At 35.9% G+C, this 14,245-nt stretch carries 12 protein-coding genes, 2 pseudogenes and 1 other annotated feature (1 of these 15 cut by a window edge); of the genes and pseudogenes, 10 read left to right on the top strand and 4 right to left on the bottom strand.

The genetic code is table 11. The features are described 5' to 3' along the window. Nucleotides 1-198: a binding site (T-box leader), on the top strand; it begins 6 nt to the left of the window's first position. Between the two features lie 48 nt (nucleotides 199-246). Together pheS and pheT are read left to right on the top strand one after the other, a co-directional pair. Beyond that, complete coding sequence (gene pheS / locus IGJ23_RS05995) at nucleotides 247-1,290, top strand: phenylalanine--tRNA ligase subunit alpha (protein ID WP_010719303.1); 1,044 nt, start codon at nucleotides 247-249, stop codon at nucleotides 1,288-1,290. Between the two features lie 5 nt (nucleotides 1,291-1,295). Then, nucleotides 1,296-3,716 (top strand): phenylalanine--tRNA ligase subunit beta, encoded by a 2,421-nt coding sequence (gene pheT / locus IGJ23_RS06000; RefSeq protein ID WP_034699982.1) that lies wholly within the window; start codon nucleotides 1,296-1,298, stop codon nucleotides 3,714-3,716. 62 nt (nucleotides 3,717-3,778) lie between these two features. Here the strand turns inward: pheT and trpS are convergent, their stop codons facing one another. Further along, on the bottom strand, nucleotides 3,779-4,789 hold the full coding sequence (gene trpS / locus IGJ23_RS06005; protein ID WP_178286325.1) for a tryptophan--tRNA ligase: 1,011 nt from the start codon (nucleotides 4,787-4,789) through the stop codon (nucleotides 3,779-3,781). A gap of 250 nt (nucleotides 4,790-5,039) precedes the next feature. Between trpS and IGJ23_RS06010 the strand changes: the two genes are divergently transcribed. The 7 genes from IGJ23_RS06010 (at nucleotide 5,040) to IGJ23_RS06040 (ending at nucleotide 11,052) form a co-directional block, all read left to right on the top strand. Next, nucleotides 5,040-5,777 (top strand): amino acid ABC transporter ATP-binding protein, encoded by a 738-nt coding sequence (locus tag IGJ23_RS06010; RefSeq protein ID WP_010719300.1) that lies wholly within the window; start codon nucleotides 5,040-5,042, stop codon nucleotides 5,775-5,777. Between the two features lie 13 nt (nucleotides 5,778-5,790). Next, on the top strand, nucleotides 5,791-6,606 hold the full coding sequence (locus tag IGJ23_RS06015; RefSeq protein ID WP_034699986.1) for a transporter substrate-binding domain-containing protein: 816 nt from the start codon (nucleotides 5,791-5,793) through the stop codon (nucleotides 6,604-6,606). A 12-nt stretch (nucleotides 6,607-6,618) separates the two neighbouring features. Beyond that, nucleotides 6,619-7,266: an amino acid ABC transporter permease gene (locus IGJ23_RS06020; protein WP_010719298.1), complete on the top strand. Its 648-nt coding sequence runs from the start codon at nucleotides 6,619-6,621 to the stop codon at nucleotides 7,264-7,266. Nucleotides 7,267-7,281: 15 nt separating this feature from the next. Further along, a complete protein-coding gene (locus IGJ23_RS06025; protein WP_010719297.1) occupies nucleotides 7,282-7,938 on the top strand; it encodes an amino acid ABC transporter permease in 657 nt (218 codons plus the stop codon). 299 nt (nucleotides 7,939-8,237) lie between these two features. Beyond that, on the top strand, nucleotides 8,238-8,447 hold the full coding sequence (locus IGJ23_RS06030) for a hypothetical protein (RefSeq protein ID WP_010737487.1): 210 nt from the start codon (nucleotides 8,238-8,240) through the stop codon (nucleotides 8,445-8,447). A 513-nt stretch (nucleotides 8,448-8,960) separates the two neighbouring features. Continuing rightward, nucleotides 8,961-9,827, top strand: coding sequence for a hypothetical protein (locus IGJ23_RS06035; RefSeq protein ID WP_207432299.1), 867 nt, complete (start codon nucleotides 8,961-8,963; stop codon nucleotides 9,825-9,827). 355 nt (nucleotides 9,828-10,182) lie between these two features. Beyond that, nucleotides 10,183-11,052 carry a hypothetical protein gene (locus tag IGJ23_RS06040; RefSeq protein ID WP_438774694.1) on the top strand — a complete coding sequence of 290 codons (870 nt, stop codon included), beginning with the start codon at nucleotides 10,183-10,185 and terminating at the stop codon, nucleotides 11,050-11,052. Nucleotides 11,053-11,099: 47 nt separating this feature from the next. Here IGJ23_RS06040 and IGJ23_RS06045 read toward each other — a convergent pair. Beyond that, nucleotides 11,100-11,410 (bottom strand): annotated as a pseudogene (locus IGJ23_RS06045) (transposase); the annotation flags it as partial. A 213-nt stretch (nucleotides 11,411-11,623) separates the two neighbouring features. Beyond that, a pseudogene (locus IGJ23_RS06050) lies at nucleotides 11,624-12,174 on the bottom strand (transposase); the annotation flags it as partial. A gap of 618 nt (nucleotides 12,175-12,792) precedes the next feature. Here IGJ23_RS06050 and IGJ23_RS06055 point away from each other — a divergent pair. Then, entirely contained in the window at nucleotides 12,793-13,431 is a 639-nt protein-coding gene (locus tag IGJ23_RS06055; protein WP_178286321.1) for a hypothetical protein, read from the top strand. Between the two features lie 192 nt (nucleotides 13,432-13,623). Here IGJ23_RS06055 and IGJ23_RS06060 read toward each other — a convergent pair whose 3' ends face one another. After that, entirely contained in the window at nucleotides 13,624-14,175 is a 552-nt protein-coding gene (locus tag IGJ23_RS06060; RefSeq protein WP_096710395.1) for a DUF6580 family putative transport protein, read from the bottom strand. Nucleotides 14,176-14,245: the final 70 nt, after the last annotated feature.

Below are 14,245 nucleotides of genomic sequence, written 5' to 3' on the forward strand. Positions count from 1 at the left end.
ACGTTGACGAAAAAGAGTAGTTTGGCTAAACCAGTCCAGGGAGATCTGTCATAGACTGTAAGCAGATCCTGAGTTTGAAAAATGAAGTTCACTTTCTGAGTTCGTCTGATTTATTCAGACCGGCAAATGTCGTTAAAAAAGTAAGTGTACGGTTTTGACCGTAAATTAGGATGGTAACGCGAAGACCTCGTTCCTTTGTAGGAATGAGGTCTTTTTTGTATTTGAATTTGAAGGAGGAAATAGGGAATGTCTCTACAAGCCCAATTAGAAAGCTTGAAAGAAGCCACAATCGTTAAAATAGCGACAGCACGCGATTTAAAAGAATTAAATCAAATTCGTGTAGAAACTTTAGGAAAAAAAGGACCAATCACCGAAGTTTTACGGGGAATGAAGGATCTAAGTCCTGAAGAACGTCCGAAAGTTGGTAGTTTTGCCAATGAGATTCGTGATCTGTTGACAGCAGAAATTGAACGTAAAAAGCAAGCGTTAGAAGAAGCGGCACTTGCAACAGCTTTAAGCAAAGAAACAATTGATGTGACCTTGCCAGGACGTCAAGTCAAACAAGGAAACCGCCACATCTTGACACAAATCATGGAAGAAATCGAAGACATCTTTGTCGGAATGGGCTACCAAATTGTTGAAGGGTATGAGGTGGAGTCTGATCATTATAATTTTGAGCGAATGAACTTACCAAAAGACCACCCAGCTCGTGATATGCAAGATACTTTTTATATTTCAGAAGAGATCTTGATTCGTACGCATACCTCACCAGTACAAGCACGTACGATGGAAAAACATGACTTTTCAAAAGGTGCACTTCGAATGATCTCACCTGGGAAAGTATTCCGTCGTGATACAGATGATGCTACTCATAGTCACCAATTCCATCAAATCGAAGGATTAGTGATCGATGAAAATATTACGATGGGTGACTTAAAAGGCACGTTAGAAGTCGTAATGAAAAAGATGTTTGGTGAAGAACGTGAGATTCGACTACGTCCTAGTTATTTCCCATTTACTGAACCTTCTGTTGAAGTGGATGTCAGCTGTTTCAAATGTGGTGGCGCTGGCTGTAATGTCTGCAAGCACACCGGTTGGATTGAAATCTTAGGAGCTGGGATGGTTCATCCAAATGTATTGAAAATGTCAGGTATCGATCCGGAAAAATACTCTGGTTTTGCTTTTGGCCTTGGCCCAGATCGAGTAGCAATGCTACGTTACGGTGTCAATGATATTCGTAATTTCTATCAAAATGACTTGCGTTTCTTAAGTCAGTTCAAAGGGGAGTAAAAAGCATGTTAGTTTCTTATAAATGGTTAAATAAATATCTTGATTTGTCAGCAGTTACGCCAAAAGAACTATCTGATAAAATGTCAGTGACTGGGATCGAAGTGGAAGGAATCACGGTTCCTGAAGAAGGCTTAAAAAAAATCGTAGTCGGCGAAGTCAAGGAATGCGTACCACATCCTGATTCCGATCATTTATCGATTTGCCAAGTGGATATCGGTGAAGAAGAACTTTCACAGATCGTTTGTGGCGCACCTAACGTGAAGGCAGGGATCAAAGTCATCGTTGCTTTACCTAATTCACGGATCGCAGGGAATGTAAAAATCAAAAAAGGGAAAATGCGTGGTCAAGTTTCTAATGGGATGATTTGTGCCTTACAAGAAATTGGCTATCCAGATAGTGTTGTTCCCAAAGAATATGCTGAAGGAATCTACTATCTTCCACAAGAGGCAGTCAACGGAGAGCCCGTCTTTTCTTATTTAGACATGGACGATTCAATTATCGAGTTATCGATTACACCGAATCGCGCAGATGCTTTATCTATGCGAGGAGTAGCATATGAAGTGGGGGCGATTTATCGTCAAACACCTCATTTTGCAGAGGAAGAATTAGTAGAAGCAGCACGTCCGGCAAAAGACAAAATCAAGGTGACAGTCGAAGATCCAGAAGCTGTGCCTGCTTATCAAATTCGAATCATTGAGGGCGTAAAAATCCAATCTAGTCCACAATGGTTACAAAATATCTTGATGAATGAAGGGATTCGACCAATCAACAACGTAGTAGATATCACAAACTACATCTTACTGTTGTTTGGACAACCATTACATGCGTTTGATTATGATCGGCTAGGATCACAAGAAATCGTCGTCCGTCAGGCAAAAGCAACAGAAAAAATCGTTACGTTAGATGGCGAAACACGTGAGTTAACACCCGAAAATCTCGTGATCACTAATGGAGAACAACCAGTCGCTTTAGCTGGTGTGATGGGCGGCTTGGATTCTGAAATCACTGAGACAACGACTACGGTTGCTCTAGAAGCAGCTTTGTTTGATCCGATTTCGATCCGTCGAACAGCGAAACAATTCAATTTAAGAAGTGAATCTTCTGCTCGTTTTGAAAAAGGAATCAATCAAGCAACAGTTGCTGAAGCATGTGACGTTGCTGCTGCAATGATCGTTTCGTTAGCAGGCGGTGAGGTTCTTCAAGGTGCGGTTGCTGGTTCGACTTATCAAGTAGAAGACGTAACAGTAACGATCACTCTCTCACGAATCAATCATTATCTAGGAACTGACTTAACAGTTAAGGAAGTAAATGAGATTTTTGAAGCACTTGGCTTTGGCTATCAAAGTGAAGGGGAAACGTTCACCGTTACTGTTCCTCCTCGTCGCTGGGATATCAAGATTGAAGCGGATATTATTGAAGAAGTCGCTCGTATCTATGGTTATGATCGCTTGCCTTCCACATTACCAAGTGGAGAGACTGTTGCAGGAAGTTTGACCCAAGAGCAAGCAACAACACGCAAGATCCGTACATTACTTGAAGATAGTGGTTTACATGAAGCCATCAGCTATGCTTTGACAACGGAAGAAAAATCTCGTCAATTTACAATCAAAGATTCCTTAGTTACACGTCTTGATTGGCCAATGAGCGAAGACCGTTCTGTCTTACGAATGAACTTGATCAGTGGGTTACTGGATAATGTGAACTATAACGTAGCTAGAAAAAATAGTGATGTCGCTTTTTATGAAGTTGGAAGAGTCTTCTATCAAGAAAACGATCCATTGACTCATTTGCCGCAGGAAGTGAAACATGTTGCTCTTGCATTGACAGGTACTTGGCAAGATAAAAGTTGGCAAACTCAAGCAGAAGTAGTTGACTTCTATACGATCAAAGGTCTTTTAGAAAACTTGTTTGAACAATTAGGAATAGCAACAGAAATTTCTTATCAAGCAACTGATAGTTTGAAAGACATGCATCCAGGAAGAACAGCGGAAATCTATTTAGGTGAAACAGTGATTGGATTTGTTGGACAGGTTCATCCGAATACAGCTAAAGAATACGATGTTCCAGAAACCTATGTTGCAGAATTTGACTTGAGCTCAGTGATCGAAGCTGCTCAAAAAGGGATGACTTTCCATGCGGTGACAAAATTCCCTTCCGTTTCTCGGGACATTGCGATGTTAGTTGCAGAAACAGTAACCAATCAAGAAATCGTAACGGTTATCCAGTCTGCTGCAGGTAAGTTCTTAACAGACATCCAACTGTTTGATGTGTATCAAGGAAAAAATATCGAGGAAGGACATAAGTCAATGGCTTACAGTCTGACATTCGAGAATCCTGAAGCAACAATGACAGATGAAGAAATTAACCGATCAATGACTAAGATCGAAAAAGCACTAAGTGAAACAGTTGGTGCAAATATTCGTTAAACTGTAAAAAAAGACGCCCTCACAAAGAATGAGGACGTCTTTTTTATTCATTAACAAGCCAATCAGTTAAAATAATTGATTCCCATTGCAGTTTTGACTTCTGCTAGAGTTTGAGCAGCGACTTTCGCAGCAGCGTCACTACCGTCTCTTAGGATCGCCATCACAGCGGCTGGATCTTTCGCTAATTCTTCTCTTCTAGCACGAATTGGAGCAAACTCTTCTTCCAAAACATCAATCAAATAGCGTTTGATTTTTACATCACCTAGACCACCACGACGATAATGAGCTTTCATTTCTTCAATCGCGTTTTTGTCTTTTCCAAACACATCAAGATAAGTGAATACCATATTGCCTTCGACTTGACCTGGATCTTCCACGTGGATGTGATTTGGGTCTGTGTACATACTCATTACTTTTTTCTTGACCACATCAGCAGGATCAGAAATATAGATGCCATTACCCAATGACTTGCTCATTTTTCCATTCCCATCGATGCCAGGCAAACGGCCCATTCCTTTTGGCGGGAAAACGCCTTTTGGTTCCACTAAGACGTCGCCATACGTGTGGTTGAAACTTTGAACTATTTCTTGCGTTTGTTCAAGCATTGGTTTTTGATCTTCACCAACAGGAACTAAATTCGCTTTGAAAGCTGTGATATCAGCAGCTTGCGATACAGGGTAAATAAAGAATCCAGTTGGGACACCTTCACCAAATTTTTTCTGTTCGATTTCTGTTTTAACTGTAGGATTACGACGGACACGCCCAACGCTGACTAGGTTTAAATAGTACATAGTCAATTCAGCTAATTCTGGGATTTGCGATTGGATAAAAAGCGTTGATTTCGTAGGATCTAATCCAACAGCTAAATAGTCTAAAGCAACTTCAAGTACATTTGAAGAAACCTTCTCAGGATTTTTAGCGTTATCGGTTAGGGCTTGCATATCTGCAATCATTACAAAAAGTTGATTGTTTTCATCTTTTTGCATTTCTACCCGTGTTTTGAGTGATCCTACATAATGCCCTAAATGTAACTTGCCAGTCGGGCGATCACCTGTTAGAATAATATTTTTCAAAAAAAACACCTCTTTACGATTTGTAAGACTAAGCACTTAATATCTTACCGTTTTTTGGAGGAAGAAACAACCGTTCTAAATCAAAAGACGAACAAAATGCAGAAAAATAGCAGATGTAAGAAGCAAAGGAGAAAAATAACGAAAGAAAGTTTCAAAGAAACTTTACAAAATACGTAAGTTTCAGATATAATATGTTCTATTATATATCTTTAAATGTTTTCTTACTAAATAATAATGGGAGTGTAATGATATGGCAATGATTAAATTTGATAACGTGGAAAAATACTACGGCAAATTCCATGCTTTGAAAAACATAAACCTCGAGTTTGAGAAAGGGGAAGTCGTCGTTGTCATTGGTCCTTCAGGTTCAGGTAAAAGTACAATGTTACGATGTATCAATGGATTAGAAACGATCTCTTCTGGAAGATTGTTAATCAATGATATCGACCTTCAGGACAAAAAAACAAAATTGACCGAAGTCAGAAAAAATGTTGGAATGGTTTTTCAGCATTTTAATCTATATCCTAATAAAACCGTTTTAGAAAACATTACACTTGCACCGATTAAAGTATTAAAGCAAGATCAAGCAAGTGCAGTGAAAAACGCGGAAAAATTCTTAGAAAAAGTCAACATGCTCGACAAAAAAGATTCTTATCCATCTATGTTATCTGGAGGACAACAACAGCGTGTGGCAATTGCCAGAGGTTTGGCGATGAATCCGGAAATGCTGTTATTTGACGAGCCTACATCTGCTTTAGATCCGGAAATGATCGGGGATGTACTTGATGTGATGAAAAAATTAGCTCGTGATGGGATGTCAATGATCGTCGTGACCCATGAAATGGGATTTGCAAAAGAAGTAGCAGATCGGGTTATTTTCATGGCGGATGGCCAAGTATTAGAAGATAGCCGCAATGTAAAAGACTTCTTTGAGAACCCTAAAGAACCTCGGGCACAACAATTTATTAGTAAAGTAATCAATCATTGATAGGAGGAATAAAATGCGTAAGAAAACAATGATTCGTTTGCTTTTCCTTTTGGGTCTGGTCTTTTTGATATTAGCAGGCTGCAAAGGAAAAAGTGTCGCTGAAGAAAATATTCTGGAACGAAGTAAGCAAAACAACACCATAACGTGGGGTGTAAAATACGATACTCGCTTATTTGGGATGATGGATATCAAAAGTAGTACGGTTCAAGGATTTGATATCGATATCGCTAAAGCGATTACGCAAGAGATTCTTGGAAAAGATGGGAAAGCAGAATTTGTGGAAGTTACCTCTAAAACACGGATTCCTCTATTAAAAAATGGAAATATTGATGCGATTATTGCGACAATGACCATTACAGATGAACGAAAAAAGCAAGTTGATTTTTCTGATGTTTATTTTGATGCCGGACAATCTTTATTAGTCAAAAAAGGAAGCCCGATTAAAAGCGTAGATGACTTAAATGCTGAAACAACTGTGCTCGCAGTCAAAGGATCAACTTCTGCAGTAAATATCCGAGAACATGCTCCAGACGCAAAAATTCTTGAACTAGAAAACTATGCCGAAGCGTTTACTGCTTTACAATCAGGACAAGGAGATGCTATGACGACCGATAATGCCATTTTGTTGGGAATGGCTGACGAGAACCCTGACTATACTTTAGCAGGTGGGACGTTTACCAATGAACCTTATGGAATTGCGATCAATAAAGGACAAACAGAATTTTTGGATGCCGTAAATCAAGCGTTAAAAGAACTCATTGCTAACGGCATATATGATCAGATTTACCAAAAATGGTTCCCAGATACCACCCAAGGAAAAGTGAATTAAGGAGGGGAAAGAATGGCTGAGTTGCTGCAAACATATGGATCAACCTTCTTAGAAGGGTTTAAAATCACTATCTATTCAAGTGTGTTAGCTTTATTATTTAGTTTGATTATTGGAACACTGATGGCAATTTTTCAATTGTCAACGAACAAAGTGATCAGTGGACTAGCTAAAGCGTACGTGGAATTTTTTCGAAATATCCCGTTGTTGATTATTGTGATGTTCTTTTATGTCGTCCTTCCGATCTATTGGATTAGTTTTGACGGCTTTCAAGCAGGGACGATCGGTTTGACGATCTATACTTCGGCATTTATTGCAGAAACCGTTCGTTCAGGGATTCAAACAGTGCCAAAAGGGCAAACAGAAGCGGGTTTATCAGCTGGTTTGACCTATGCGCAAACGATGCGGTTTATTATTTTGCCGCAGGCTTTCAAGATTGTCGTACCACCATTAGGAAACCAATTCATTAATCTAGTCAAAAATTCATCGATTTTAGCTATCGTTGCTGGGTTAGATTTAATGTACCAAGGGGACTTAATTGCCAGTGAAACTTTCAACACTTTTGATACCTATATCATCGTGGGTCTTTTTTACTTAGTAATTACATTACCTTTGTCTTACTTGATGACATATTTAGAGAAAAAATGGGCAGTTCGTTCATAGGAAGGGGAGAACAAAATGGATTTTAGTGGTGCTTTTTCATGGATGAATATCCGCTTCTTATTAGAAGGATTAAAAGTGACTGTGGAGGTTTCATTATTTTCAATCATCTTTAGTTTTTTGATTGGCGGGATTTGTGGTGTGGTTCGTTTTGCTAATATACCTTATTTTTCAAAAATACTAGGAATACTAATTGATATTATCAGAAATCTTCCATTGCTATTGATCATTTTCTTTACGTATTTTGCCTTACCACAAATCGGTATCCAAATGAATATTTTTTGGTCAGCCGTAGCAGCATTGACGATTTTTGAATCGGCTATGTTATCAGAAATTTTTCGAGCAGGGTTGAATGCCGTTCCTAAAGGACAAATGGAGGCTGGTCTTTCCACAGGATTGTCTTATGTAGAAACGATGAGAATCGTCGTTTTACCCCAAGCATTTAAATCAATGATCCCAGCAATCGTGAGTCAGCTGATTTCATTGATCAAGGATACATCATTAGCAGTGATCATTTCCTTACCTGAATTGACTCACCAAGCACGAATTGTTTACGGACAAAATACCAATTATGTATTGCCAATGTTTGTGGCAATGACATTGATGTATTTTGCTGTCTGCTATGCTTTATCCTTACTTTCTTCCTATTTAGAAAAAAGAAAGTACAGCTATTAGTCAAAAACTTAGCATGCTCGTTGTTCAATGAAAATTGTTCAGCGAGTATTTTTATTTGATTCGTCAATGTAAAACTTAGATCGTTTTTCTCTTCAACGATATTGTGAGAGAAAGTAGTCGTAGACAAAGATCAGCTTAAAAACATAGCTTACAGTTTTGTTCGTTCAGGTCATTTAAAAATATGGACTGTCTTGACAGTAGGAAGTATACTAAGTGTCGTTAGGTAAACGTATTGAAATGAGAGGATGCCTAACAGAGTTTGTGGTAACTATAATGGATAGAGAAAGAGATGTTGTTAGATGGAAGAGATTATAAATGCTTTTCAAGCAAACCCGATATTTTCTACGGGATGTATTATTTTTATCATAGGTGTGTTAATTTTTTGTTTTGGAAGAAAATTATTTTTCGTTCGTTGGCTATTGGGAGATACCAGTATGTTCGGACAACTATTTTGGGGACTGATTTTATCAGGTATCGGACTAGCAATCATTGTCTATTATCGAATGTAATTGACTAATTGTATACGAATGATCCATTGCTTGCGACAAACAGGAAATGGTAAAAAGAAAGAAGTTTCTGTAAGATTTTCTAGAAATATAGTACATTTTTTGTGTAAGGGTTCGTTTATTTAGGAAAATGTCAAAAATGAATGAACAAATTGGTCGGTTAGAAAACCAGCTGTTCTGAACGACTGCTAAAGCAAAAAAGGGGAGCTTGCGTGAAGTAGAAGTACGATGTTCTAGTGGTCGATAGATCATTCAATCAACAATTTGTGACAAACAGAAGTGGATAAATTAAGAATCTTCAATTTTAATCTAGTATAGGCAGTCATCATCCATTCTCTATAAGTGGGTGATGACTGCTTTTTGACAGAATGGTTATCGGATAGTAACTCGAAAAACAACATGTTTAGTGATATCAGATGCCAAAAAATTCTTTCTGCAGAAATAAAAGTTACTTAGATACTCCTTTTTTCTGATAGTTTAACAAGGTAGTATATAACTTTTAAAGGAGAGAATAACATGCCAAATGATAAACAAAAAATAGCAGTAATACGGACAGGAAGTCAATATGCTATTGCTCTTCAACTAATCAAGGATCATAAGCTTGTGAGGGGAGAAGCTAATAGTTCGGAAAAGTTAGCAACTTTAGGTAAAATTCTTTCTAACTATAAGAGAGAGTCTGCAGAAGGGATTATCTTTTATCTTCCGCTTCTTCCAGAAGAGAAAAAACTGTTACGACAAAGGAACATCCAAATGAACATCCAAATGAATAGTGATGATAGAATAGTAGTGGATGATAAAAATAAAACCTTTTATATTAACTACCTTAATCAAAGGTATGATTTAAGCAAAGAAGCAGTTTTGTCGAAAGAAACAAAACATGCACTAATTCAAGACCTTGATAAATTCTATTTCGATTCTTTGGACCTTAATAGGTTTACTTCCTTTATTTATGATTTAGATGTGATCGCTAGAAGAGATGTTCAGACACTCTTAAAGAAGCAAACGCCCAAGATAGAAAAATCAATAAAAAAGGCTAGAGAAGATATGGCGGTTGATCAAGTGAAAGAAAGATTTAAGATGAACAGACACTATACTGAAATTCCTCCAACACTAATGGTGAAATTTCAAGACGAGTTGAAAAAATCTGAATACATAAGTAAAAAGAGGCAAAAAATAGAAATTGAGAAATTAAAAAGTGAATATAAGTCTCCAAGTAAACCAAATGAAAGACAAGAATATTTCAAGATGAGTGTAAGAGAATTTTTTGAAAAAGGAAGCTCAGAACAAAGAAGTCTTACGAAAAAAAGAATTGAGCAATTAAAAACATCTGTACTACCAAAGTCACAGGCATATCTAAACAAAAAGGATCAATTTCAAAGATAGTGATCAATAAACTCTAAAAATAATTACATAATAAATGAGTGTGGGATATTGATCTGATTAATATCCCACTTTTTATGGCTAAATTAAAACTGGGATTAAAAAATCAATGAAATATTATGAAAGGAATTGTTATGTATAGGAATACTCAAATATAATTTCATGATGCATAATTCTTTGAAAATACTATTCTTGACCTTGTATTCTCAGAAATTAAAAGTAATAACCTAGAATTTTAATCAATTAAATGGTATTAAATTGCATAATTTTCTTTTCTTGGAAATAAAAGTTTTCTTATGTATTCTTTTTTCTGATAAATTGATGAAGCAGTACATAAAATTTTAAAGGAGAGAATAACATGCCAAACATGGAACAGAAAAAAGAAACAAATCAAAAAATTGCAAATAATGAAAGCGGACGACCTCGAAATACTTTGTATAATCATGCTACTATAGCTTTTCAACTAATCGAAGAGTGTAAACTTGAGGAGGGTGAACCTGTTAGTTCGGAAACATTAGCAGCAATAGGTGAATTTCTTTCTGAACTTAAAGATGATGTAGCAGAAGGGGTCATCCAACGACTTCCACTTCATCCAGATGAGAGCAAACTCATACAACCAAACAACCGAATAGAGACCCAAAATACAATAGAAGTAACTAGCCAAAATAAAAATTTTTATATTGACTACCTTAAGACAAGGCATAAGATTCACTCAGATACACGTTTGCCGAAGGAAACAAAAGATGCACTAATTGGAGACCTTAATAAATTTAAGTTTAATCCCTTGACTCCTGATACGTGTATAGCATTTATTCATGATCTAAAAATAATCGCTGAACAGGACGCTAAGGAACTTATAGGAAATCAAACGTCAAGAGTGGAAAAATTAATTGAAGAAAGAAAAGAAAATGAAGCGGTTAAGCAAGCGATAGCACGTTTTATGAAGGATAGACACTTTACTAAACTTAACCCCACCATATTGGAGCTATTCATAGATGAGTTGGAGAATAGACCAAGAATAAGCCGAGAGAGACGAGAAAAAGAAATTGAGAAGTTTAAGAGTGAATATAACTATGATGAAAAAGAATATTTTAAGGTAAAAGCAACAGATCAAGTTTCATTAAGTGAAAGACTAAATAATTCAGATTTAAAACCAGAAACTCTACTAAACCAAAATGTACAACAAAATAATCATTTACCTAAAAAGTCAGATGGATTTAGTCGATGAACAATAATTGCTGGCTCTTTGTCAAATGATGTTGGTAAAGAGAAATCTTAGAATAATTTGGACGAGATTGGGACAATAATACTTTTCAAAAAAAAAATCAGGCTGATTTTTCTTATTTTAGACACTTTTTCCTTCATATATTTCCCCAATTTTCTCAAATTAAGTGCCATGAGTGCCAAGCCAATATCAATCGTTGCTCCTTGTTTCCCATGTAAGTGAAAACGGCCAAGTGAGCCTTTAGATGCTCGAACACTGGTTCGACATCAATTTTTCGTTTCCGATAAATTGAACCGATTTTCTCCTCTAAAAGCTTTTTCCTGCATTCTGCTTTGAAATAGCACCAATTATTATTTAAAGGCAACATCCGTTTCTGGAATATATTATTGTTCTACATCTAGTGGTAAAGTTGTTTGATTGATGGTATAATTTTTAAACATAAAAGCATGCTCCTTTTTGATTGGGTTGGGTTACTTTAATCTCACAAGGTTGCGTGCTTTTTGTGTACCTTAAAATCAAAAAAATGGGGCAATAATCAGATTTTTTTCTGACTATTGTCCCAGTTCAGTTCTTTTTATTTGGTTAAAATAGTTTTATCGTGTCGAATTGTGATCCGTCGTTTGAAATTATAAAAATTTCGAAAACAATAAGTATTGTGTTTTAATACTTTAATATGGTTGTTTAAACATTCTAGTGGTCCGTTTGAATAACTGTAGCGGAGGACATTTTGGATCTGTGGCAGAAACTTTCTAAATGTTCGCAAAGTTATCGCATAAGTTTCAGGTAACTGGCTGACTTCTCTGGATAAACAGTCCTCAAATAGTGAATGATCTCTTTTCTTTACTCATAAAGAACATCTTGGTATAACTGATAGCCTTGTCGTAGATCGGCACAAGTAGCTAACAATCGGTCGACAATCTCACTTTCAGTTAAGTAATCTTTGAAACTGGAACACCAAACCCGTTTTTCATAGTTCAACTTTGCTTCTTCTTTTTGTAGGAGTTTCCAATAACGTTTCATTTTTCTACCAAGCCCACGTTGGTATTGAGAAGTACTTTTAAGTCGTGCATTGGTATCCTTCACTCGGTGGTTTAAAAAAGTTCTTCCTATATGTTGAATAATGTGGACACTCTTCGGGCGTGTATTGAAGAGTACCTTTGTAAATCAAGCAAAATTTCTCTTTATATCTTTCTTTGGTTTAACAATTTACCTCAAAATAGATAGTTAGGTCTAGAATATTTAGGGGATCTTTGATAAGCTGAGTACAAGACATCTTGAATTATCCTATGAATTGGTTCGTCAAATTAATTCTAAAGGATTTCAGGGTGTCTTTTCTATGTTTTTACATCATGAAAAAGATGTTGGTAAATTTCACCAACATCAAAAAATATAGAGCCCAAATTACATAGTATATGAGCTCGGGTCGTTAATCAGAAAAAATTGGATGAACGACCCGATTTTTATAGCTAAATCAAAAATAGGATTAAAGAATCAATGAAATATTATGAAAGAAACTGTTATGTATAGGACTTCTCAAATACAATTTTTTGATGCATAATTCTTTGAAAATACTATTCTTGACCTTGTATTCTCAGAAACTAAATGTAGTAACCTAGAATTTTAATCAATTAAATGGTATTAAATTACAAAAATTTCTTTTCCCGGAAATAAAAGTTTTTTATGTATTCTTTTTTTTTGATAAATTGATGAAGTAGTATATAAAATTTTAAAGGAGAAGATAATATGCCAAACAAGGAACAGGAAAAGACAAAAACTATTCAACAGGAACCAACTGAATTAAATTCGAATACAACTAAAGAAAAAGAGAATAGTCCATTCATAAGTAAAAAGAGAGCAGAAGAAAAATTGAAGAATAAACTTAGCAAAAAAGAGGATAAAGCGGTTAAACAAGAGATAAAAACAGTTATGAAGGATGCAGACAGGACTCAAGATCCTTCCCAAATATTTAAGTATCTCACATATGGATTAGAGCATAATCCATTCATAAGTAAAGAGAGAGCAGAAGAAGAATTGAAGAAGTTTAAGGGTAAATATAGAAAAAAAGAGGATAAAGCGGTTGAGCAAGTAATAGCAAAAGTTATGAAGAATAGAGCCATCCCTCGAAGTAGTGTATTGAGGTATCTTAAAAATGAGTTGAAAAAAAGTCCACACATAAGCCGACAGAGAGTAGTAGAAGAAATGGGGAAGTATGAGGGAGGTAATAATGTTAGAAATAGTTCTGAAGTTCCAGTGAACAAAGATAGAAGAGAAAATCTTAAAGAAAAACTAAATAGAGTATCTAAAGAAGAAAACTCATCCCCAAAAAGAGCAGCTGTATCTCAAGACCTACAGCATAAGCAGGATAACCCGTTACATAGATAATAATCAATAAACTCTAAAAATGATTACATAATAAATGAGTGTGGGATATTAATCAGAAAAAATTTGATTAATATCCCACTTTTTATGGCTAAATGAAAACTGGGACAGAAGAATCACTTCTGATTCTATACCCCAAAAAAAAGTTAGACAAAAATAATCAGAGGGCTGATAAAATAAGGATTCTCACGTCATTTATTTTTTATATCTGTCATCAAGCGTCTTACTGTATAGCGGAAATAGTATCCGTTGAAATACGGGAAAGAGAATCAAATAAAAAAAGAAATTACCTATACCATGGGCGAGATCAAAAGGAAGTCCTTGAAAATAGTAAGCCCAAAAAGAGGGAAGTTGATAGATGAAAGTTTCAATTCGTGAAACAATCAAACCGTAAATTAATCCACAAATAAAGCTCAAAATTGCTTGAATAGTCACATGCTTAGCGACTATAGGTAACTGATTCATCCAATGGAAAAACAAAACAATCCCGCTGAAGGCGAGCATTTGACTGATTGTCCAAGTCCCTAATCCTAAATATAGATTAGTGATGAATAAGCTCAATATGGAGACGATTAAAGCATCTGTTAAAGAACCAAATGCCGCAAGTAGTAAAAAAATTGCTGTCATAGGTTGAATATTTGGTAACCAAGCAAAAAAAATTCTGCCTACGACACAGGCAGCAATTAATAATGACAAATAAGCAAATTTGTGAATCGTAAAGTAAGGTTTTTGTTTAAATGTGTTCATCTTTTGAGGCTGCTCCTTCACTGATAATAGTTCTCATTATATCATAAATTTTTTTTATTACAAGATTGAA

Source organism: Enterococcus sp. DIV1682a (assembly GCF_051711005.1).
Lineage (GTDB): Bacteria > Bacillota > Bacilli > Lactobacillales > Enterococcaceae > Enterococcus_B > Enterococcus_B hirae.